The 23378-nt window shown below is 68.4% G+C and carries 11 protein-coding genes; all 11 read right to left on the bottom strand.

Annotated elements, in window-relative coordinates:
* Nucleotides 1-2 precede the first annotated feature (2 nt).
* The gene (locus G6O54_RS04735; RefSeq protein ID WP_165220836.1) at nucleotides 3-3800 is read right to left on the bottom strand and encodes a DUF4175 family protein; all 3798 of its coding nucleotides are present in this window, start codon (nucleotides 3798-3800) and stop codon (nucleotides 3-5) included.
* 124 nt (nucleotides 3801-3924) lie between these two features.
* A complete protein-coding gene (locus tag G6O54_RS04730) occupies nucleotides 3925-6390 on the bottom strand; it encodes a VWA domain-containing protein (RefSeq protein ID WP_165220834.1) in 2466 nt (821 codons plus the stop codon).
* Nucleotides 6391-6405: 15 nt separating this feature from the next.
* Nucleotides 6406-8622 (bottom strand): BatA domain-containing protein, encoded by a 2217-nt coding sequence (locus tag G6O54_RS04725; protein ID WP_165220832.1) that lies wholly within the window; start codon nucleotides 8620-8622, stop codon nucleotides 6406-6408.
* 33 nt (nucleotides 8623-8655) lie between these two features.
* Nucleotides 8656-9555 (bottom strand): DUF58 domain-containing protein, encoded by a 900-nt coding sequence (locus G6O54_RS04720; RefSeq protein ID WP_165220830.1) that lies wholly within the window; start codon nucleotides 9553-9555, stop codon nucleotides 8656-8658.
* On the bottom strand, nucleotides 9512-10597 hold the full coding sequence (locus G6O54_RS04715; RefSeq protein WP_250846716.1) for an AAA family ATPase: 1086 nt from the start codon (nucleotides 10595-10597) through the stop codon (nucleotides 9512-9514). Before G6O54_RS04715 ends, G6O54_RS04720 begins: the two co-directional genes overlap by 44 nt.
* Nucleotides 10598-10700: 103 nt before the next feature.
* Complete coding sequence (locus G6O54_RS04710) at nucleotides 10701-15290, bottom strand: outer membrane protein assembly factor BamB family protein (RefSeq protein WP_250846715.1); 4590 nt, start codon at nucleotides 15288-15290, stop codon at nucleotides 10701-10703.
* A gap of 375 nt (nucleotides 15291-15665) precedes the next feature.
* Nucleotides 15666-15839: a hypothetical protein gene (locus G6O54_RS04705; protein WP_165220828.1), complete on the bottom strand. Its 174-nt coding sequence runs from the start codon at nucleotides 15837-15839 to the stop codon at nucleotides 15666-15668.
* Between the two features lie 62 nt (nucleotides 15840-15901).
* Nucleotides 15902-16690 carry a hypothetical protein gene (locus G6O54_RS04700; protein ID WP_165220826.1) on the bottom strand — a complete coding sequence of 263 codons (789 nt, stop codon included), beginning with the start codon at nucleotides 16688-16690 and terminating at the stop codon, nucleotides 15902-15904.
* A gap of 124 nt (nucleotides 16691-16814) precedes the next feature.
* Nucleotides 16815-17753 carry a hypothetical protein gene (locus G6O54_RS04695; RefSeq protein WP_165220823.1) on the bottom strand — a complete coding sequence of 313 codons (939 nt, stop codon included), beginning with the start codon at nucleotides 17751-17753 and terminating at the stop codon, nucleotides 16815-16817.
* A 173-nt stretch (nucleotides 17754-17926) separates the two neighbouring features.
* Entirely contained in the window at nucleotides 17927-21685 is a 3759-nt protein-coding gene (locus tag G6O54_RS04690; protein WP_165220820.1) for a c-type cytochrome, read from the bottom strand.
* 94 nt (nucleotides 21686-21779) lie between these two features.
* Nucleotides 21780-23372, bottom strand: a complete 1593-nt coding sequence (locus G6O54_RS04685; RefSeq protein ID WP_165220817.1) for a hypothetical protein — start codon at nucleotides 23370-23372, stop codon at nucleotides 21780-21782.
* Nucleotides 23373-23378: the final 6 nt, after the last annotated feature.

Here is a 23378-nt window from a genome sequence, read left to right as displayed (position 1 = left end):
GGTCATTCCTCCCCATCGTCGTGTTTGGGCCTGGTCATGTCGCGGACGAGGTCCGCCAGGGCCCCCTGGTCCGTCGCCAGACGATCGGCCTCGCGCGCCTGGTCCGGGGTGAGCGGCACGTTGCGGCGGCGAGTCTCATCCAGGGTCTCGGTCCGCTCGATGAGCTCCTGCTGGAGCGTCCTGAGCATCTTGAGCTGCGCGGTCGCGGGGATCCCATCGCCTCCCCCCTGCCCGCCTCCCTGGCCACCTCCTCCGCCGCCACCGCCACCGCCACCGCCACCTCCGGGCCCGCCGTTGGCCTTGTCCGCCTTGAGGGATTCCAGCAACTGATCGAAGCGGCGAGACGCGGCCCGCGAGGCCCTCAGCGTTTCCTCGTCGGTCTTGAGCGCCTGGAGGCGTTCCGCGGCGGTCGCCATGCTTTCGCCGGCCTGCTTGAGGATGAGCGAGAAGACGGGTGCCCCCTCGAGCTGTTCGCCGAGACCGCCGGTCTCGTCCTTGAGGCCCGACTGGACCTGCCCGAGTCCTCTCACCCCGGCCCGCTGGGCCATCGTCAGCTTGCCCGCCTGCTGCTTGCGCAGGTTCTCGTAGTTCTCCGCATCCGAGAGCGCCTTGGCCTGCCTCTCGGCGAGCGACTTGAGCTTATCGCCCATGCGGGCGAGCTGCTCCATGCCCAGTTTCTCCTCCGCCGCCTTGCGGGTATTCTCGAGCTCATCCTGGGCGTCGTTCAGGTCGGCCAGGGCCTCCTGCTCGTCCTTGTCCGCCTCCTCGCCCTGGTCCTGATCGAGATCGCCCTGGGCCTTGCTCATCTTCTCCGCGGCGTTCTCGCCGGCCTTGCCTGCGCGCTGGGCATTCAGCTTGGCGAGCCTCTGGAGCTGCTTCTTGAGCTCCTGCTGGATCTGCTCCTGCTCCTTGGCGAGCTTCTTGAGCTGGTCGCGGCGGGTCTTGGCGTCGGGGTTCTTACGGGCGTCGCGGGTGGCCTTGAGGTTCTGGGCCTGACGTTTCCGCAGGTCGCGGAGGTCCGATTCGGCCTGGCGGAGCTCCTTCACGAGTCGGGAGAGCTCGCGCTCGCGGCGGTTCTGGAGGGCATCGACGAGCTGCTTGAGCTCCTGGCGCGCGGTCTCCTGCCCGGCCCGCGCCTGGCCCATCTGGTTCTTCTCGATCTGCTCCGCGGCCTGGCCCATCTTGGCGGTCGTCCCCTGCGCCTGGCTCTGGCGGGCCGCCTCCTTCATGGCCGAGGCCCCGAGCGGATCGGACTCCTCCAGCCGCCTGGAGAGCTCGTTCATCTTCTCCTGCAAGCCCTGCATCCCCTTGGCCACCTCGGACTGCCGGGAGGCCAGGTTGGCAAGTTCGGCCTTCTGCTCCGGGGTGAGCGCCTCGGCGGACTTGGCCATCAGGTCCGGATTCGTGGCGGCATCCGTGGCCTGCTTCATGGCCTCTTCCTGCTTCTTGAGCAGGGACTGGGCATCCTTGACGACCCCGCGATAGGTCTCGAACTCGCCGAGGCTGTCGAGCATCTTCTGGAGCTCGTCGGCGATCGACTTCTGGTTCGACCGGGCGTCGGACAGCGACTTGCGGGCCTCATCCCTGGTCGAGCCTTCGGGCCTGCCCTTCGACGCGTCGGGCCCGGGCGAGGGCTCGGGGCGAGGGGCCTGGCCGTCGGCCTTCTTCGCCTCCTTGCCGGAGGGCTCGGCCTTCGGCGTCGGGCTTGTTCCCTTTGCTTCCGCCCGCTCGGGGGCCACGGATGCCGCCCGAGGGGGGGCGCCCGCGTCCGGACGGTCGGGCGAGGGTTCCTGCCGTGTCTCGGCGACGGCCTCCTTCGACTCCGGAGCCGCGTCGCCTCCGGCCCGCTCGAGACTCTTGCTCGCCCGGCTGAGGGCCTGTTCCGCGGGCTCCGAGTGCTTGCCGCGGACGGTCTCGAGTCGGCGGACCATGTCCGCCAACTGCTGCTCCGCCTCGGGATTGGCGAGCTTGAAGTCCCGCTGATCCTGGAGGAGACGGCGAAGCTTCTGCTCGAGCCCGTCGTCTCGATTGCTCATCCGGCTCCCGACCTGGCGCTGGATCAGGCCGGCGTTGTTCAGGTTGTCTCGTTGGGGCTTGGAGAGCTTGTCGGTCCTGGCCAGGGTCCGCTCCGCTTCCTCCACCGGGGTCAGGGCCTGTTTCTGCATCGTGAGCAGCCGGGCGATGTCCTCGCGGAGCTCGCGGCGGGCGTCGTCGAACTGGCGCGAGGCGTCCTCCCTGGAGACGATTCGAATCCGGAGCTCGCGGCTCTTGCCCTGGTTCGGGCCGCTCACGACGTCGAAGTCGCGGGCGTCGGCGTGGAAGGCGATGACCGAGCCGACGGGGAGCTTGAGCGGCTCGAGCTTCCACTCGTGAGCGATCTCCTGGTGCCTCACGAAGGGCGTCTGCCCCTGGACGGAATCCGTGCCGGCAGCCGACCAGAGGGGAATGGCCACCTCCTCGCGCGGTTCGGATTCGCCCGCGGAGATCCGGTAGAGGAGCCGCGCGGAATGGAGGCCGAAATCATCGTCGAGCTCGATCTTCACCGGGATCACGGCGTCGGCCGGGACGTCGCGGTCGCTCCTGGGCTCGGCGATCACAACCCGGGGCGCCTCGTCCTTGACCAACCGGAGGTCATAGCGGACGGCGTCCCGGTTCTGGAATCCCTCCTTGTCCCGGAGCGAGAAGTCGAAGGACACGTTCTCCCGGGCCACGAACCGGGCGTGGAATGCCGTCCGGTTCGGATTGAAGGTGGGCGGCTCGGCCGGGACCTTCTCGCCCAGGCGAAGCTCCGCGGATTCGAGCGGCTTGTTGGCCTGCGCGTCGATCTCGACGGTCGTCCCGAGGAGAGCCCGGAAGGTCGTCAACCCGGCGGCGAGCGTCTGGGGCGGCAATCCCGTGTAGGGGGGCGAGACCAGCCGGATCGTGAGGTTGTTGAGCGCAGGCGGCGGGACCACCCGGACCTGGACGTCCCGGATCGAGTCGGCGTCGTCGCCGCCGGCGACGGAGAACCGGAACGGCTGGTTGACGCTGTCCAGGCGACCGAGGAAGCGGCCGGCGTCGGTGGGCCGGAGGGGCTCGGTCGACTCCTCGCCGTCCGCGAACGCGTAGGTGACCCGGGCGTTGGCCGGGACCCGGTCGCCGGGCCGGACCGCCACGGCGAGCGTGAACGCGTCGCCGCGGGCGATCTTCCGCGTGGTCCCCGCCTCATCCAGGACCAGGTGGGTCTGCTGCGGCCACGCGTCGCCGCCCCACGGGAAGAGCAGGCGGCGGAGCGCCAGCCGCGAGGAGGTTGGCGCGAGCAGGCCGATGGCGGCGGCGGCCGCGAGGGCGGAGGCGGCCAGCCCGGCGGCCCGGAGGATCGGCTTGCGGTCGATGGCCTCCCGGAAATCGATGGCTCGCGTCTCCGCGACCGCCTGCTTGATGGTGGCCTCGCGGAGCTCGGGAGAGCCGTACCGGGGATCGTCGCGGCCAAGTCGAAGGAACTGGATCGTGCTGGCCAGGCGGTCATTCAGCCCTGGCCAGCGGCGCTCGATCTTGAGGGCGATGTCGAGGTCGGCGAAGCGGACCAGGAGAGGCCGGAGGACCCCCCGAATGCCCATCCATCCGGCCAGCCCGCAGAGGCAGAGCAACAGGAACGATCGGACGAAAACGTCGAGATGGAAGATCCAGTCGGCCAGGCCGGCCACGATCATCACGGGGACGATCGCGGCGACCATCCAGCTCAGCCCGTGAAAGACGAGCCGGCGGCGCACCTGGTTCCTGAGGGCCGCGATGCGGGACTCGAGATAGCGCTCGCTCATCGACCCCTCCTCGCCGGACCGCTCGTCGCGACGAACTGCAAGAGGATGGGAAAGAGGCCACGCGAGAAGGGGACGCCGGGCGGGGGGTCGCCCGGACGGGTCTGGCCGCGATCGGCTCCGTCCATCATACCATTTGCCTCCGCTTTCGGAGAACCCATTCCAGCGCGAGCAGGCCGAGGAAGAGGCCCAGCACGGGCCAGGTATTCCAGAGCTCCCGGGGCGGATCGGTGTCGAGCGGGACCTTGGCGGGGCTCGGGAGATCCTGGAGGAGCGTGTCCGCCGTCAACGGCGTGTAGAATTTCCCCCCGGTCGCCGCCGCGACCTTGCGGAGCTCCGGCTCGTTCATCTGGGTCCGCTCCAGCTCGCTGGCGGGGGTGTCGACGCGGAAGCTCGTCGTCGGCAGGGGCCCGTCGAGGATGGGCTCCGTGAGCCGGACCTGGTATTCGCCCTCCGCGACCTGCGGCAAGGCTCCCTCGAAGACGTTCTTGTTGCCGGCGACCGGGCCCAGGCTGAGCTTCCGGGTGATGACCCGGTTCCGCTCGACCTGGACCGTCACCACCCCGCCCGGAGGGACGAGCGCGGGGTTGGGGAACCGGACGCGAATCTGGATCGGCTGGCCGCGGTCGTACCGGCGCCGATCGGTCTCCACCTCGGCCTTCCTCTGGCCGGCCAGCTTCGACCGTGCCAGGAATCGGATCGCCTGGACCCAGAACCGCCCGAAGTAGCGATCCCCGGAGCGGAACCGCCATCTCCACGTGTCGTCGAATGCGTGGAACATCGACTTCCCGGCGCCCGAGAACTGGTAGAGATCGAGGGGGATCTTTCCCTCGCTTCCGACCACCCCGGGATGCTCCGCCAGGACCATGGCCGCGGGCTTCTTCCGCGGTGCCTCGAAGTACCAGTAGAGCTCCGGGAGTGCCTGCCAGATCTGCGCGCTCGCCGCCTCGGTCGCGCCGAACCGGTAGATCGGGCTCGATCGCCCCTCCGCGGTCAGCTCGGGGCGGAAGGAGGCGATCGCGAGGCCCTGGGCCGAGGGATTGCGCGCGTCGTTGAGCTCGATCGGCAGGAGCGTCTCGAGTGGGGTGCCCCGATAGGAAAGCGGGTTGAACGCGTCGCCGGCGACGAAGAGGATTCCCCCCCCCTTCTCGGACACGAACTCGAACATGTTCTGCATCTGCGACGTGCTCAGGAAGCTTGGGTCGGCGTCGCCGACCAGGATCACGTCGTACGCAAAGAGCTCGTCCTTGGCGGCCGGGAAGGTCGGGATGGCCGAGCGGTCCTGCTCGTTGTACTCCGGATCCGAGGAGAGGAGCACGACGTTCAGGTCGATCGTCTCCTCGCGTTCCAGGAAGTTCTTCAGGTAGCGGAACTCGAAGCGTGGCTCGCTCTCGACGAAGAGGATCCGGAGCTTCTCCTTGCGGACGGTGACCGGGCGCTCGATCCGGTTGTTCTCCGCCTGCAGCTCCCGGGGCTGCCTGTCGATCTCCAGGATGTAGGTCCGCTCCCCGGTGGCCTTCGGATGATGGACCAGCTCGACCCGGCGGGGCTGGCCGTCGGGCGGGACCTCGACCTCGGTCGACTCGATCTCGCGGGCCGAGGTCGGATCCGTGCTCGTCGGATCGCGCTCCTTGAGCGAGAGCCGGACCTTCTTCCCGGCGAAGCCCCGCGAGAGGAGCTTGGCCTGGAAGCGCACGGCGTCGTCCACGAACACCACGTCGTCCACGAGCAGTTCGGTCAGCTCCAGGTCGCGGTTCGGCTCCGAGTTGCCCAGGCCGATGGGGAAGATGGGGACGCCCTTGCGGGCGGCAAGCTCGGCCGCCTTGGCGAGCGGCTCTCCCTCCGTCGTTTGCCCGTCGGATAGGAGGATGATGGCGGAGGGCGGGGCGCCCCGGAGCTCCGTGAGGACCTGCCGCGCGCCGTCGCCGAGGCGGGACTGGCTCCCCGTGGCCTCGATCTTCCGCAGCTTCTCCACGGCCGGGGCGATCTCAGCCTCGCCGTCCACCTCCGCGAGCGGGCGGGCGGAGTTGGAGACCAGGTAGAGGCGGACCTTGTGCTGCTTCTGTAGCTCGCGGATGAGCCGGGCCTGATCGCGGAGGATCAGGCCCTTGGCGACGTCGAGTCGGCTCGGCTCGCGGGCCGCGCCCGGGGCCGAGGTCGAGGCCGCGGTAGGGGCCTTGTCGGGGCCGTCCGACAGCGCGGATGCGGCCCGGCCGGCGAGGCTCTCGAGGGCTTCCCTCGCGTCGGGATCGTCGTACTGGTCCGCGATCGCGTCGCTCGCCGAATCGTCGACCATGATGGTCAGGTACGGCAGGCCGGTCCGCTCGACCGAGAGGACGGTCTCGGCGATCATCAGCACCAGCATGAGCATCAGGACGATCCGGATCGTCGCGAGCATGGCCTTGTACGCGGCCGACGCCCGGCCCTCGCGGCGGTAGAGCCAGATGATCAGGGCCGCCCCCCCCGCCACGACCGCGATCAGCATCCACTGGGGCCAGGGACGATCGAAGCGGAGATGCGGAGAGATGGCCTCCCCGGCCGCGGGCGGGGCCACGTCGAGGGCGTCGGCGAGTCTTCGGAGCAACCAGTCCATGAACGTGCGGATGCCTCAGGCAGAGGGTTCGTGATGGCCGAATCGCCAGGCCAGGAACGATTCCAGCAGGAGCAGCATGAGGGCACCGATCAGCAATGAGCGATGCAGCTCCCCTCGACGGTTCATCGATGCGGCGCTCCGGCTGAGCTCCCTCCAGTTGTCCAGGAGGAGGAAGTTCCAACCGGGAATTCTCTGCGCCAGGGCGGCCCGGTCCAGCTTGGCGGGATCGCTCTCGGCGGGGTCCGGGCTGGCGGCGAAGGTGCTCTCGTCATTCAGCGGCGGCCCGACCCGCACCTGGTAGGCCCCGGCGAGGTCGGTCTGCTCGAAGTGGAGCAGGCTCAGCCCCCCGGCGGCCTTCAACCTGGCATTGAGCGACCCACCCCGGGGGGTAGATACCGTGGCGGTCGAGGCCGCCCCGGTCGCCGGATACGAGCGGTCGTAAGGCTGCCCCACCCTGATGTTGCGGTCCTCGAGCTTGCCGGCGGCGGCCAGGAGGAAGAGCTGTTGCATCACGGGCAGGTAGCTGTTGTGGAGCGGCCAGGAGGTCCAGCCGGCGTCCGCCGAGGTCGCCACCTGGTAGACCCTTCCCCGGGATCGGGTCGCCTCCACGATCGCCGGATCTCCGTCGTCGAAGGCGATCGCGACCCTGGCGGCGGAGCCCTTCGGCAGCACGAGCTTGTGGTGTTGATACGTGAGCGCCCGGGTCAGGCCGGCCGTGACCGGATCGGACTCGCCGCGGAAGTCCGCGATCAGGGGATGGCGGAAGCCCAGGGGATTGAGGCCAATGCCCCCCTGCTTCCTGGCCGCGACCGCGTCCCCGATCGTCGGGCCGATCGCGGCCGGGAGCAGCCCGTTCCCGTCGGCGTGGAGCAGTCGATTGTAGTTGTCGGCGATCACCTGGTCGCCGCCGAAGACGACGATCCCTCCTCCCTGCGCCAGGAAATCCTCGAGCGCCGCGACCTCGGGCTGGCTGAACTGGGCGACGTTGCAGAGCCCGACGACATCGTAGTTGTTCCCCAGCTCGCGACGCGAGAACTGGGATTCGGGGATGACGTCGGCCCGCATCAGGGCCGCCTCGCTCGCCGACCCCTCGGTCGGGGCCAGGGCCTGGGCCAGGTAGTCGGTCTCCGCCTGGAACGGCTCCGACTTGAACTGGCCGTCGACCAGGAGGACCTTGACGGCGTCGCGGACGGGGACGGCCATGGTCCGTCGGTCGTCGAGCGGCAGCGCATCGTTGTCCATGCTCAGCTCGAGGACATGGTCGCCGGCCGTCAGGAATTGCTCGTTGAAGAGGACGGCCACGTCCTCGCCGACCGGGAGGTCGACGGACTGCTCGGGCCCGACCCGGCCGTCCAGGCTGAGCCGCACGAGCACGCCTTCGGCCCTGGACGGCCCGTAGTTGTGCAGGGTGCCTCGCACCGGGACGGTGGCGCCCGCGGTCACGACCGGCCGCTCGATCTGGAGCCCGGTGACGGCACGGTTCTCGGACCCGGCCCGCCCCAGGTCGATCACCACGGACCTCGGCTGTCGGGCCTCGATCCGCGCCACGACGCGATCCAGCCCGTCGTTCGCGGACCCTTCCTTCGGCCGCCAGCTCGTCGCCTGGAGGTCGGTGAGGAAGATCAGCTCCTTCTGGGGGATGGACGAGACCTCGAGCACGCGATCGACGGCCTCGAACGTCGCCACCAGGTTGGTCGCCCCGTGGGTGATCGGCAGCTCCTGGATCTCCTTCTGGACCTCGGCCTGGTTCGGCGTGGGGTCGCCGATCAGGATCCGGGGCGGCTCCCCCATTAGGATCAGGCTGATGGCGTCACCGGGCCGGGAGTCCTTCACGAGCTGCGCCGCCAGGACCTTGGCCTGGTCGAACCGGGTCGTGCCGGCCGTGGCGTGGCCCATGCTCAGCGAGCCGTCGAGGACCAGCACCCGATGGGTCCGACGGCCCGAGACCACGTTCCCGAACGCCTCCAGCAGCGGCTTGGCCATCGCCGTGACCACCAGCACGATCAGGAGCGTCCGCACGGCCAGCAGGAGCCACTGCTCGATCCGGATCCTCCGCTGATTCTTCCGGATGGCCGCGACCAGGAACCGCATCGCCGCCCACCGCGTCTCGCGGAACTTGCGGCGATTCAGCAGGTGGATCAGGATCGGGATCGCCGCCGCCGCGAGGCCCGCGAGCATCGGGAGGTTGCCGAAGGTCAGCGCCAGGAGCGGCGGGAACGAGGCGGGGGGCATGGAGCGGTCTCCACGGCGAGTCGGCCGGCACCCTCAGAGGGCCCGGGCGGACCGTGATGCGAGGTAACTGGACAAGGGCCCGTCCAGGCTTTGGTCCGACCGGAGGGGGACATAGTCGATGTTGATCAATCGGCAGCCCGTCCGGAGCGTGTCCAGGAACGACCGCAGCTCGTCCTGATACGCCCTCCGCAGGGAATGCGGCTCGGCCATCACGTCGGGCAGCCCCTCCATGCCCCGGAAGAGCGTCGGATCCCGGAACGGGAATTCGACCTCGGCCGGGTCCAGGATGTGGAAGACGATCACCTCGTGACGGCGGTGCCGGAAGTGCTTGAGGCCGGACAGGATCTTCTCCGGGTCGTCGAAGAAATCGGAGAAGATCGCGACCACCCCGCGGCGCTTGAAGCGCTCGGCCAGGTCGTGGAAGACGGCGCCCATGTTCGACTTCTCCCGCGCCGGGGTCACGTCCAGGACGTGGAGCATCTCCTTCAGGTGGACGGGCTGGCCCGCCGGCTTCAGGTAGCGCCGGACGGCGTCGTCGAAGAGCGCCAGGCCCACGGAATCGCGCTGCTGGATGACCATGTACGACAGGGCCGCGATGACGAGCTGCGCGTACTTGAACTTGGAGATGTTCCGGCCCGACGCGTAGGACATGGACTCGCTCGAGTCCAGGAGCATGTAGAGGAGGAGGTTCGTCTCCTCCTCGTACTGCTTCAGGTAGAGCTTGTCCGTCTTGGACCAGACCTTCCAGTCCACGTGGCGGATGTCGTCCCCGGGCACGTACTCCCTGTAGTCCGCGAATTCCACGGAGAAGCCGTGGTACGGGCTCTTGTGGGAGCCGGCGACGTAGCCCTCGACGAGCAGCCTGGCCTGGAGCTCCAGGCCCTCGAGGCTAGCCAGCGTTTGCGGATCTAAATAGTTTGGGGATTCGTCCACTGTGCTCGGCCTCGTGATCGTCTACGGGGATGGCGTCGATGAGCCGCCGGACGATGTCGTCGGGCTTCAGCCCCTCGGCCTCGGCGTTGAAGTTGGTGATGATCCGGTGCCGCAGCACCGGGATGGCCACCGATCGGATGTCCTCGGTCGACACGTGGTAATGGCCGTGGAGCACCGCCCTGGCCTTCGCGGCGAGTACCAGGTACTGGCTGGCCCTCGGGCCGGCGCCCCAGCTCACGTAGTCGCGCACGAAGTTCGGGACCCCATCCTTCTCGCGCCGGGTCGCCCTGGCGAGGCGGACGGCATAGCGGGCCACGTGGTCCGCGACCGGGACCTTGCGGACGATCTCCTGGAGGCCCAGGATCTCGTTGCCGGAGAGGGCCTTCGAGATGGTATGCCGCTGGATGGAGGTGGTCATCCGGACGACCTCGAGCTCCTCGTCCTCCGAGGGGTAGTCCACCAGGATGTTGAGCATGAACCGGTCGAGCTGGGCCTCGGGGAGCGGATAGGTCCCCTCCTGCTCGATGGGGTTCTGGGTGGCGAGGACGAAGAAGGGGTCGGGCAGGCGATGGCGTTCGCCGCCGACCGTGACCTGCCGCTCCTGCATCGCCTCCAGCAAGGCCGCCTGGGTCTTGGGGGGAGTTCGATTGATCTCGTCCGCCAGCACGATGTTCGCGAAGATGGGCCCGCGGAGGAACTTGAAAGCGCGGCCGCCGGTCGCCTTGTCCTCCTGGATCACCTCCGTACCCGTGATATCCGAGGGCATCAGGTCGGGCGTGAACTGGATCCGGTTGTAGGTCAGGTTCAGGGAATCCGCCAGGGTGTGGATCATCAGCGTCTTGGCGAGCCCGGGCACCCCGATCAGGAGGCAGTGGCCGCGGGCGAAGATGGCGACGAGGAGCTGCTCGAGCACCTCGTGCTGCCCCACGATCACCTTGCCCATCTCCGCCTTGAGCTTCTGGAAGGCGTCCCTGAGCCGCTCGACCGCCTCGAGGTCCCCGGCCGGGAGGGGCTCGGCCGGTTCTTGATCTGTGTCGCTCACTCCATGATCTCCTCTTTATGAGTGGATGTGCCCTGTCGTCGGCCATCCGTTCGCCCCGCGGAGGCGGCACACGCCCCGGCCCGGCGGCCGGAGGAGACGTGTCTCATCGCCGACTCCCGTCGGGGGGTGCATCGGGGCGTGGGGCCTTGATCCGGTCCCTCCCGGCGAGTGCCCAGAGGGCCTGGTTTGTCGACACGAGTGCACCTCCGGGATCCAGTCGCATCTTGACGTCCGAGATCGCGACCGGGAAGACGAACCGCTGGACGAGCGCCCCGGTATCCTGACGGCGAACGATGACGGGCAAGCTCCGGAGCTCATCCTCGGCGAGGATCGGATAGGCGACGACGCAGCGGGCGGACAGCGCGATGGACCAGGCGGCATTGTCCGGGCCGCTGAGCTGCTGGCTCCAGAGCGGAGTGCCGTCCTCGATCGAGAACGCGCGGAGGCTCTTCCGGCTCACGCAGTAGACCCGCCGATCGTCGCAGGCGATCGCGTCGGGACGCCCGCTCAGGTCCTCGATCCCCAGCGTGATCGACCATCGCCGCGAGCCGTTGACCGGGTCCAGCCGGATCAGCAATCGGCCGTCGTGGAGGACCAGCAGCCGCTCCGCGTCGACCATGGCCCGCGGGGGCCCGTTGACGGGCATCTCGGCGCTCTCGCGATAGTCCCAGATGAACTGCCCCCGGCTCATGTCGAACTTCTTGACGGTCCTCCTGTCCGGGACGACCAGGACGTGGTCCTCGTCGATCGGGACCGGGGGCCGCTCGAGCTGCTCACCGTCGGCCAGCGGCGTATGCACCACGAGGCGGCCGCTCTCCGTCTCCAGGACGAGCAGTTGCGAGGGGCCCTGGACCTGCAAGACGATCCGATCGGTGCCGATCCAGAGATTCTCATTGATCGGCCCGCCCGGCGACCGGAAGACCCACTCGGTGGCCCCGCTCTCGCCGTCGAGCGCGACGAGTTCATGGTCCCCGCGAAGGCAGAAGAGCCGATGCCCGGACAGTTGGAATCCGTGGAGCGAGGCGGACGCGGCGGTGGCGCCGGCCTGGGCTTCCGGCTTCGGGCCGGGTTTGGCGAAGGGGTCCGGCCCGCGCCGCCCGCGGCTCGACGGCTGCTGGGAGAACCGCCACTGTTCCTGCCCGGTGGTCGGATCGACCGCGACCACCCGCTGGGTGTTGCCGGCCAGGAGCTTGTCGGACAGGTAGCCGATCCAGGAGGCGGACGCCTCGAGATCCACGGTCCATCGTCCTTCCCCGCTGGATGGATCCAGGGGGCTGATGCGCGAGCCGTCGAGGACGAAGGCGCGGCAGGATTGCAGCCCCGGCAGGACGCCGGCCGCGGTCAGTACGCGTAGGGGCTGCGTGTCCGGCGATTCGCGGTGCCACGTCCGGGAGAGCGGCAGCGGCAGCGGCGGCCTCGGCTGGCCGGCGGAGATCTGCGAGAGCGCAGGACTCGCCAGCTCGGCGGCCGCGATCTCGCCCAGGGTCAGATTCGGCATCACGTCGGGGAGCCGGAGGCGGCCGTGACGCGCCTGGAGATCGAGGTAGGCGTCACGCGCCGCGACCAGGTAGTTCTGCGCCTGGAAGACGCGAGCGAGCCGCAGGAGCGCCCGCCCTCGATCCGCGTCCGGGATCGTCCCGAGCGTGAGCAGCCGCTTGTAGGCCCGGGCGGCCTGCGCGGGCCGACCCGCGGACTCGTGCAGCTTCGCCAGCTCGAAGATCGATTCCGGGACGATCAGCGCGGCCGGATACGCCTTGGCGATCTCGTCGAGCACCCTGGCATCCTGATCGCGGCGGCCCTGCTCCAGCAACTCTTTCGCCTTCTTGTCGTACGGCTCGTAGATCGGCCGGCCGCACTTCTTCAGGATCGCCGAGAGCCGATCGCCGATCAGCAGGTCCGCACGGACCGCCCGATGCCCGTCCTCGGAGTCCACCGTCAGGCTTCGCAACGGCTCGTCGGCCAGGACGGAGCCCAGGATGGAGACGGCCTGGTCGGGATGCCCGCCCTCGAACTGGACCTCGGCGAGGGAGAGCCGGGCGCGGAGTCGATCCGCGGCCCCGCGTGCCAGGCGGGAAGCCTTCTCGAAGCTGGCGGCCGCCCCGCCGTGGGCGCCGGCCCCGCGCTCCTGCTCGCCGAGTCGGATCAGGAGCTGATACTCGTGGTCGACGGCCACCTCGGCGAGCGGCTGGCCGTCGACCGTCTCCGAGGCCCGGGCATGGCGGACGGCCAGGTCGTAGGATTCGAGCGCGAGCTGGTCCCGGCCTACGGCCTCGGCGGCCCGCGCGAGCCGGTAGTGCGTCGAGGCCTGGTTCGGGTCGCGGACCAGCTCCTCGCGATACCGCTCGATGAGACGGCTGTTCTGGCAGAACACGACCAGCGCATCGGCCTGGGCGATGATCAGGAAGCCATCCCCGGCGACGAGATTCCCCCCGGTCGTGTGATAGCTCTCCATCAGCCTGATCGGCGGCTCGGCCCTCAGCCCGCTCGACTGATCGAGCACCTCGATGCGGTCCTTGGTCGGCCAGTAGATCCGGTCGCCGGCCAGCAGGCCGCGCCCATACCCTTCCGACTTGCCGGAGTCGGGCCAGGTCGAGACCAGCTTCCCCGTCCGGGAGTCGAGCAGCAGGACGCGATCTCCCGTGGCCACCAACCGTCCCTTCGCCACCCCCAGGAGGTGGGTCACCTTGACCTCGTCGGGGATCGGGTCGGACTTCCACGCGAGCCGACCGTTGTCGGCGTGGAACGCGAAGATGGCCGACGCGTCGCTGGGGGCGACGAAGACCAGGCCGTCGTGGACAATGGCCGGGTTCAGGTCGCGGTCGCTGCCGTTGGACCTGGTCTGATCCTGCCGGGGATAGTTGGCGATCCAGCGGATCGAGCCCGTCTCGGCCTCGAGTGCGACCACGGCGCCGAGGCTCGTCTGGTAGTAGAGATAAGGCCCCTCCAGGGACAGGAGCCGATGCCCGAAATCGCTGGGCGGGGGCGGGTTGAAGGGCATCCCCATCCCCATGAAATTGTCCGTGTCCGGGGAGGCCGCCCCGAGGTATCGCACCCAGCGGCGCACGCCGGTCTCGGCGTCGAAGCAGGCCACGTACGTCGAGGTCTGCTCGCGTCGATCCGTGACGGCCAGGTACACGTTCCTGCCGTCCGCGACCGGCGTCCCCTCGAAGTTCACCGACCGATTCGGGAGCGTCGGCCCGCGGTTGGGCAGCGCCAGGTCCGCGGCCCGCTGGATCCAGAGGAGCTTGCCCTGGGCCTTCCAGTCGAGGGCGATGATGTAGCTGGAGGCGCCGCCCGACCCCCGGCCCACGGGGACGAAGGCCGACGGCGTGGCCGGGCCCATCCGCGCGTAGATCCGGTTCCCGACCGCGGTGAGGGTATACCTCGGGATGCTCGTGCTGTTCTTGTAGGCTTGCGGGATGATCGTCTGCGGGTCGTGCTTCCAGACCGGCTCGATGGCCGTGGGCGCCGAGCCGGGACGGCCGGCGGGGCGATCGTTGAGGTTGTAGGCCAGGACCCTGGTCCCGTCCCCGACGATCACCTGGTCCCCGAGCACGATCGGATGATAGGCGAGCAGCCGCTCTCCGGGAGGGCCCTGGGGGCTCGCGGCCATCCCGCGGATGTTCCCGTAGGAATTGCCCGCGTGGCCGCCGCTGACGCGATCCAGCGGGACCCGCCATTGCTGGGAACCGACGTCGACCGCCTCCGGGATGACCCGCTGGCGCCGTAGGCTGCCGGCGAAGGTCGGCCAGCGGCCGTCGGGCTCGGACCTCGGCGCCAGATGATCGGCCTGGAGGGCCTCCTTGAGGATGGTGGCGTAGGCCCCTTTTCGTCCGGCCAGAGAGCCGCTTGCGTCCCGGTATCGGCCGGAGTACTCGGCGAGCTCCGCCGCCACGTCGAGCGTCTCTCCCGCGGCGGCCCGGCAGAGGATCGCCTTGGCGGCGAGCCGCGCGACATCGACGCTCGGGTCGGGATAGACGAGGTGATAGCCCGCCCCTTCCCGACCGGGGACGATCTGGCGATACGCGGCGAGGGCCTCGCCGAAGCGGCCGTCCTGGAAGGCGATGTCTCCCAGCAGCTCGAGCGCGTCGTCTCCCCAGGTGCTGCAGAAGGCCAGGTCGACGATCCTCCGGAGCGTCGAGACGTCTCGCCTGGCGGAGCCGTCCCGGAACCACCCTTCCGCGACCGGATCGATCCGCCCCCGATAGATGGCCCGGGCCTCGGGCGGGAGCAGGGCCAGGGACCGATGGCAGAACGCGCGGAGGTCGACGAAGACCTGGAATTCCGCCCCCGGATCCGAGGCGGGATTCGCGGCCGGATCGCGGGGGAGGCTCGCGACCTTGTCGCCGTACTGGTCGATGATCCGCTGATAGATCCCGACCGCCTCGGCCCACTGGCCGGCTTTCGCGTGGTTGGCCGCGTTCCGGAGCAGGGTCTCGGCCGGCCCGCTCGAATCGGGGATGAACTTCGCCGCCGTCCGATTGATCCCCTGTCCGAGAGCAGTCGGCGGGGGCGCCACCGAGATAACCGCCAGGACCAGCAGGACGACGACGCGTACGAGCTGGACCACGCCCGCGAGCGCCCCCGGCCCATCACTCCGTCGGTCGATCGAGATCCGGCACAGAGGTCCGCGGTCGCCGGACCTGAGGACGGGCGACGACTCGGGCCGGGGCGAACGAAGGGTGCCTTTCAACCTGGTCGATCTCCCTTCCTGGAATCAAGATCGATCGATGTCAGGGCTGGTCGTCCAGCCGTCCCATGACCAAGCCAGGCTCGCGGAGCGGTGTCCTCCGGACGCTGCCCTGGAAATGCTCACCAGGCCACGGACGTCAGTGCATTGGAAACGATCCCGGCGGGAACATGCAATGGCAAATCTGATACCAACCCCCCGGCTTGCACCGGGCTCGCGGGAGGGATGCCGACGGGCCCGGCTGGATCCAGCGGGCTTGCCGGGAGCTTGTGCAAGGCCGCCTCGAATCAGAGCGATGCTCCCATGCCATCGGGCCCTCGGTTCTCGGGAACCCGAGTCGGGTCGGACACCATCGCCGCGGCCGGTCCTCCGCGCGGCTCAGGAGGTCCGATCCTGGAGGACGAAGCCGGCGTAGAAGACGACCATCCCGCCGGCCGCGATCAGGAGCGATTGCCCGAGGCCGACCTTGCCCATGAGCTCGGAGGCGATCCCGAACGGGAGAATGAGCATCCCGAGCATCTGGAGGAGGCGGGCGATGCGGTATCTGGTCATGGCTCGCGGTCGGTTGGGGAGGCGGGCCCGCTCGTCTAGGCGGCGAGCGAGCCCGACCAAATTCACTTCACCTGCGACGGCTCGATCTTCACGTCGCCCAGGTCGGTGACCTCGCCCGCGGTGACCGTGACGGGGATGCCCTTCGCCTTCGTCTTGGTGTCGACGTAGCCCACCTTCTCCTGCCAGAGCACGACGTTCTGGGTGCCGGCCGGGACCCCCTTGATCTCGAACGAGCCGTCCTTACCGGTGACGGCGAAGAAGGGATGGTCGAAGACCATGAGATAGCTCTTCATCCAGGAATGAATGTCGCAGGCGACCACGATCGGACGCTTCTCCGCGACGAGGCTGATCTCGACCTGGCCGTTCGGGGCGAGGATCTGGTTGAACGGGGAGTTGGCGAAGGCGGCATACCGCACGTTGTGATTCACGGGATCGCTCGACTTGATCACGAGCTTTTGATCCTGGTGGAAGCACTGGGCATAGGGGAGGAACTCGCAGCCCTTCTGATCGAGCTCCACCTTAGGGGACTTGGTGAGGAGCGCCTTGACCGCCTCCGGGTTGCTCCCGTTCGGGCGGGCCAGGTAGACGAATCCGTACGAGATCCCCTTCGTGGCGGGGTCCACGACGAGCTCTCTCGAGACGATCGGGCCCGAGTTCCCGCAGGTTTCCGCGTCCTTGGGGGCCTTCCCTTTCTCGATGAGATTCTTCTCGGGAGGGACCTCGGAACCACCCCAGACGAGGCGGCCCTTGATGGTTCCGTATTCCGACTGGGCCGATGCGGCCGACGTGGTGGCGACGACGCAAGCCAGGGCGAGTCCGGGCATGGCCCAGCGATGAAAGACCGATCTCATGACGTACCGAACCTCATGGGGTGGGGATGAACCGAGGCCACCCGGAGGACGATGGTCCCCGGAGGGGCAGCCTCGGCCGGGCACGCGGCCCGTGGGGGGGAAGTCAGGGGGATGGAAGGCGGAATTACTGAGCTCGAAGCCGCGAGGGCTCGAGCTTGAATTCGTGAGAGACGGTGTCGTTCGCCTTGATCAGGATGTCCTCTCCGGACGGTGCCGTGAGGAAGCCGTTCTTGTCCAGCGATTCCTGCCAGACGACGATCTTCTGCGTGCCGGCGGGGACGTTCTTGATCTCGAAGTTGCCCTTGGCGTCGGTCACGGCGAAATAGGGATGATCAAAGACCATCCACCAGGCTCTCATCCAGGAATGGATATCGCAGATCACTTCTCCCGGCATGCGCTCCGCGGCCGTCGGAGTGTAGGGCTGTTTGGCTCCCGCAGCCAGAATATTATTGAATCCGTTGTTCTTCAATTTTGAATCGACGTTGTGCTGTACGGGATCGCTCGACTTGATCGTGATCGGGACGCCGGCCATCAATCCCAGGACGTGGGGCTCGAAGATGCACTTGCTCTGGTCGAAGACGACGTTGGCCGAGGCCGCCGCCTTCTTGGCATCGTCGCTGACCGCCGTGGGCTTGGTGATGTAAACCAGGACGTTCTTGACCCCCTTGCTGCCGCTGTCCACGACGAGCGCCTCCGAGAGGAGCGGCGCGTCCTTGGCGCAGACATCCGGATCCTTGGCGGCCTTGCCCTTCTCGAAGAGGACCTTGGACGGGGGCGGATCGCCCGCGAAGACGACCTGGCCCTTGAGCGTGCCGAAGCCCTCCGCCTTTACGGGCGCGGCGGACGCGGCCGGCGCCGGGGCCTCCGTGGCGGCCGAGGTCGGCGCGCCCGAAGCGGCCGGGGCGGCGGGCTTGGATGTCGAGGCGGCCGAGGGCTTGGTCGGCGTGACCACGGCGCTGTCGGTTTCCGTCGCGGGACCTCCGCAGCCGGAGGCCGCGGCCATCAGGGCTGCCGCCAGGCCGGCTCGGAGCACGACCCGATTGTCGGTCCAGGTGCACTTCATGACTTTCTCCTGATCTCTCCTCGCAAGAGAAGGCGGGATTGGGGGCGGGCCGGCGGGGCGGAACGCCGCCGGGTGGATCGCCCCTGAGCGGCGATCTCGCCGGATGCGTTCATTGTCGGCCCTCGGCCGCCTCCGCACAAGGATGCGGCGGCGGCAACCATCTCCGGCCGGGGCTATTCGCCGCCGCCGGTGGGCTTCGGGGCCGGAGCGGCCGCCGCGGGGGCGGGCGGCTTCACCTCGGCCGGTGTCGGAGTCGGTGACGGCGCCGGGGCCGCGGGGGGATTCGCCGCGGCCGCCACGAGCTGCTGCTCCACGACGCTGCCGAAGTTCAGGAGCGTGTCGCGGATGGCGCGGACCATCTCCAGCGGCTGCTTCTCGAATGTCTTCGGCACCGGGAGCTGGACGTCCCCGTGGGGCGCCACGTTCTGCGGCATCGCCGTGTAGGGGACCAGCCGCTTGGGGTTGGCGATCCAGGTCTCGAGGAAGCCCGGCCGGAACCGAGACGACACCTGGCGCAGGTCGGGGCCGTTCACCACCTGATCGCCGCCCGTCGGCTTGAACGCCCCGATCGCATGGCACTGGATGCACGGCGAGCCCTTGTTGGCCATCATCGTCCAGCCGGATCCGAGGTAGTCGGGGTGGACCTTGTTCCGCTCCGCCACGTACCCCGCCTGCTGCTGCACGATCGACTGGTACGGGAACTCCGCCCCGTCGCGCGCCGCGAAGTAGTCGGCGATATCCTCGGTCTCCCGGCTCTGGTCGCCGTCCACCTTGCCGTAGTGGAACCTCGGCATCCGGAGCTGGGCGGCGGGCCGGATCGCGTACGGGTCCTTGAGGAAGAGCGCCAGCCACGGGGTCTGGACCTTGTTCCCTTCCCGGAGCAGAGGGGGTGGCAGTCGATTCCAGAACGCCTCGAAGCTCGAACCGGCCTTCTCCTGGGCGACGGTCGCGTAGAGCCAGGCGAAGTCGCCGCCGACCGAAGGGGACTTCTGGATCTTCTTCTGATCGAGGGTCACGTTGTCGCCGATGTTGAACGTGTAGCCGCGGATGGTCACCGGCTTCCAGAGCTGCACCGTGAGCTCGTCCTCGAAGAGCCCGATGGGCATCCCCTCGATGATCACCGGGGCCTTGCCGTCGTCGGGGAGGAGGGCCATCTCCTTCTCGATGCTCTCCGCGTCCAGCTTCTTCGCCGGATCGAAGGTCAGGTTGGGATAGAGCGAGGGGATGAAGTCCCCGTTCCTCGCCGTGTAGGACGAACGGACGTTCGTCTTGAAGTCGGTGAACGCGTCCGCGACCGTGGTGCCCTCCGGGATGGTGTACTTCGGCATCTCGAGGACGTGACAGGCCGCGCAGTTGAAGCGATTGAGGACCTTGGTGCCGGCGGCGAGCGCGTTCTTGGCCAGGTTGTACTTCGTCTTCGCCAGGTATCGGGAGCCGATCCTCTCTCCGGTCAGGCCCAGGATGAAGGTCATCACCTCCTCGACGGCCGCCGGGTCGTTGGCCCAGGCGAACTGGGGCATCCGCAGGCGGTCGTCCCAGGTCTTGTACCGGTCCTTGTTCTTGAGGTAATCGTAGCTGCGGGGCCGGTGCAGCTTCTGGTAGAGGAAGCCGATGCGGGTCTCGTGGCCGAGCTGCTCCTGGTAATACCGGTCGGTGCCGTCGCGATCGCCCCCGGATGCGGCCTGCTTGTCCTCCAGATATTCGAGGATGTGGCCGAAGTCGAGCCGCGCGGGGCTCTTGATGCCCCAGTCGTTGAGCGGCGTGCCGATCGGCTTGGCGTTCTCGAACCCGGGGATCGAATGGCAGCCGAAGCAGCCCAGCCGCCCGATCGTCTTCTCGCCGATGAAGTAGAGCTTGTCGTCGGTGCTCAGCTTGCCGACGAACGCGTCGACCTCGCTGAGCGGGACCGCCTCGAGCTTGGCGTCCTTCGCCTTGCCCTTGAAGCCCCCCTTGGAGACGTAGAGCTTCACGAGCTCGTCGAGAGCGGGGCCGACCTCCTTGTCGGAGACGGGAGCGACCTTGACCTCGACCGGCCAGTCGGCCGGCACGCTGATCAGCCACGCGGCGATGTCCGCGGCCTCCTGGAACGTGACCTGGAGGTTCGGCATCAGGCTCTTGGTGTGGTACTTCTCCGGGTTCTGGATCCAGTTGGCGAGCCAGTTCTGCCCCTTGTCGGCCCGGGCCTGGAACTTGGCCGCGATGTTGCCGAGGTTCGGGCCGTAGTCCGCCTTCGCGTACTCGCGGACCGCCTCCGGGAAGCTCCCCGGCTCGTACATCGTCGAGGGGTCGGGCTTGTAGGCGGGATTCAGGTGGTCCCGATCCGCGGGCTGGACGGACGCGGCGTCGTAGGGGCGATGCTGATGGCAGGCCAGGCAGCCCTTCTGGAGGAACAGCTCCTTGCCACGCTTCGGGTCGGTCGAGGCCGGTGTCGCCTCGAAGTTCTCCGGCGGCGTGCTGCGGGCGAAGAGGTAGTGGGTGACCGCCTGGATCTCGGCGTCGGTCTTCGCCCGGTCCTCCGGCGCATCGTTGTTGGTCACGCCGTAGAACCGGGGCATCCGGGAGTCGGGCCGGAAGGCGTGCGGATCCTTGATCCACCTGGCGACGAACTCGGGGGTGACCTTGGAGCCGATGTGGCCCAGGTTCGGGCCCACGGCCCGCTCGTCGGTCAGGTCGGGTCCGAAGGAGCCCTCGCCGCCGATGGTGTGGCAGCCCGTGCAGCCGAAACGGACGATCCGCTGGTAGCCGGCCTGGAGCTTCTTCGCCTGGGGGACGTCAGTGACCTGGTGGTGGCACTTCAAGCAGCTCGACTCCGTGAACCGGGCCGGCAGCATGGGGTAATCCCAGTGGTGGATCTCCTGCCACCCGTACTGGGACTTCCAGTGCTCTTCCTCCTCAAGGTCCGCGGGGGTGTGCGAGGAGAAGGTGAAGTCGGTCCCGGACCCCTGCCCCCCGTGGCAGATCGTGCAGCCGAAGCTGTTGATCGGGTGGGGGCCGTTGGGGTCGAGGTAGAGACCGGCGGTCACCTTCCGGCCCTTCGTGTCGGTCGTGATCGCACCGTTGGTCAGGAACGGGTGGGCGGCGAAGACCTCGGGCATCGGCTTCCCCTCGGCGTCCTTGTCGTAGCCGAGGCGGTCGATGCCCTGGTGGCAGGTCGTGCAGCGGTCGTAGCGGGGGACTTCCTTGAAGTTGTAGTTGATGGTCAGTTCGGGGAGGCTGATCTGCTGGATCTTGGTCGGGGGCGCCGCCATGTCGATGCCCGGCAGGCCGCGGAGCCAGGCCCGGAGGCCGAAGTGCTGGGCCTCCTTCTGCTCGAGGACGCGTCTCGCCCGGTCGTAGTCCCGGGTGTACTTGTCCCGGTCCTTGGTGAGGCGGTCGACGTAGCCGAGCAGCTCTTCCTGCTGGGCCTCCTTCTTCTTGAGATTGTCCTGGGCCGCTTCCAGGTCCTTGGAGAGCTGGGCGAGCTGCTTCTCGGCCTCGGCGATCGTGGTGTTGAGGTAGCGGCGGGCCTTGGCCTCCTCGCCGCGCTCGATCATGCCGTCGTAGAAGCTCCGGAGGCTGTCGAGCTCGGCCTTCTTGAACTTGCGGGCGGTGTCGAGCTCCTCGGCCTTGGCCTTCAGGCCGCTCAGCGCCCCCTCGACCTTCCGGAGCTCCGACCTCCGATTCCCCGCGTTCGCCTCGGCCTGCTTGATCTCCGCGTCGATGGCGTCGATCTTCGCCTGGGCGGTCTCCTTCTGCTTCGTGAGGGCTTCGTTCTCCGAGGCCTCGAGCTTGGCGCGCTCGACCTGCTGGAAGTCACGCTGGACCTGCTTCCACGGGCGGAGGTGGTCCGCCATGATCATCCAGACGATCGACAGCGTCATCGCGATCGACGACACCGCGAAGATGATGTGGAGGACCGGCTGGGAGCGATACGTTTCCTCGGATGCTGGCATGTTCTCGGTCCTGTCCTCTCGGCCTCTGAGCCCAGGGCCCGCCGGTATGCTGCCGCGGAGGACCTTCGCGCCCGCCGCGAGGGTCTCGGATCCATCAGATGTTGAAGAAATATTCGGGGATGGCGACCACGTACTTGAGGTTGAACGTCCACCTCAGGACCATCTTGATCGGCAGGCTGGCCATGAACAGCAGGAGCACGGCCAGCGTCATGTACCGGACCATCCCCGCCTCGGCGGAGTACTTCTTGAAGAAGAGCCGACGGAGGAGCTCCGGCGTGACCACCAGGTAGAGCAGCGTGAGGACGATCCCGGGCAGCTCGCGGGCGAGGAAGTTGGACGGCTTCGCCGTCCCCATGATCTGGATCCAGAAGACGTCCGAGAGGTTGACGTTGTTGAGCGGGATCAGCTTGTGCAGGTCCCAGTATTCGTACGGCCCGAAGAAGTTCCAGTTGGGGCCGCGGAGGAAGGTCCCCAGGAGGATCAGCACGACCCAGAGGACCAGGTAGCCGAACTGGAAGGTGATGTAGGCGAACTTCCGCTTCTCGATCGTGTAGTAGCCGTTACCTTCCCTGTTCGTGTCGATGTACGGGATCGCCATCAGGCCGACGATGATCAGGCTGGGGAGCACGACGCCGGCCATCCACGGGTCGAAGTAGACGAGCATCTCCTGGAGCCCGAGGAAGTACCAGGGGGCCTTCGACGGGTTGGGGGCGACGGTCGAGCTCGCCGGCTGCTCGAGCGGCGCCTGGAGGAAGATCCCCCAGAGGACCAGGACGATCGTCAGCACGACCATGCAGATCAGCTCGGTATAAACCAGGTCGGGCCAGGTCAGGGTCTTGTCCGGATCGAGCTGTTCCAGGTTGGGCAGGCCGCGGGCCATCCGGGCGTCGTTGATCACCGCCCGCCGGAGGCTGAGCCAGGTGAAATAGCCGACCAGGACGATCAGGCCGACGATCGGGACGTTGTCCGGCTTGGTGACGATGTCCCGGAAGTCGTAGTCGGTCATGCTCAGGCCGAAGTAGAGCAGGAAGAGGTTGACCATCCCCCAGGCGAAGAGCCCGGTCGCCACGAACCGCCGGAACGCGATCAGGGCGATGAAGGCGATCGTCGCCCCGATGAAGAACGTGGTGGGGCCGGAGACGTTGTCCATCGCGTCGCGGAAGAGCTGCGGCAGCACGATCTTACCGCCGAAGAGGTAGGCGAGGCCCATCGCCTGGAACATCACCGCCGCCACCGCCCAGATCAGGGTCCAGAGGGTCCGGCTGATCGGCCGGCCAAGGCCGACGGCCGGGACGTGGTCGTCGAGCGTGGGGGCCCGCTCGAGCACCGCGCCGGGCTGGTCGGTGGCCCCTTCGTGGAGCTCGGCGAAGTGGGCCGCGTCGGCCCCGGCGGCGAGGGCGATCATGGCGTTGGCCAGGGCGCACAGGCAGTAGGCCGCGAGCATCGAACCCGGCAGGGCCTGGCGGAAGAGGACGAAGCCGATCGCCACGGCGTAGAGGCCGAAGAACGACGTCGTCAGCCAGCCCGGGAGGTGCCGGGTCTTGGGCGCCAGCCCGACCCGCGACGCCCCCTCGGAGACGAGCGTTCCGTACGCGAGGTACGCGGCGGCGGCCGCGTTCAGGAGCGCGGCCAGGAGGTAATACCAGGCCAGGCCGAACATCACGCCGGAGGTCAAGTCTTGGTGCATGGGTGC

The organism is Aquisphaera insulae (assembly GCF_011064615.1).
In the GTDB taxonomy this organism is placed as follows: domain Bacteria; phylum Planctomycetota; class Planctomycetia; order Isosphaerales; family Isosphaeraceae; genus Aquisphaera; species Aquisphaera insulae.
The sequence above is the reverse complement of the archived record's forward strand: the minus strand, read 5'-3'. Positions and strand labels throughout refer to the sequence as shown.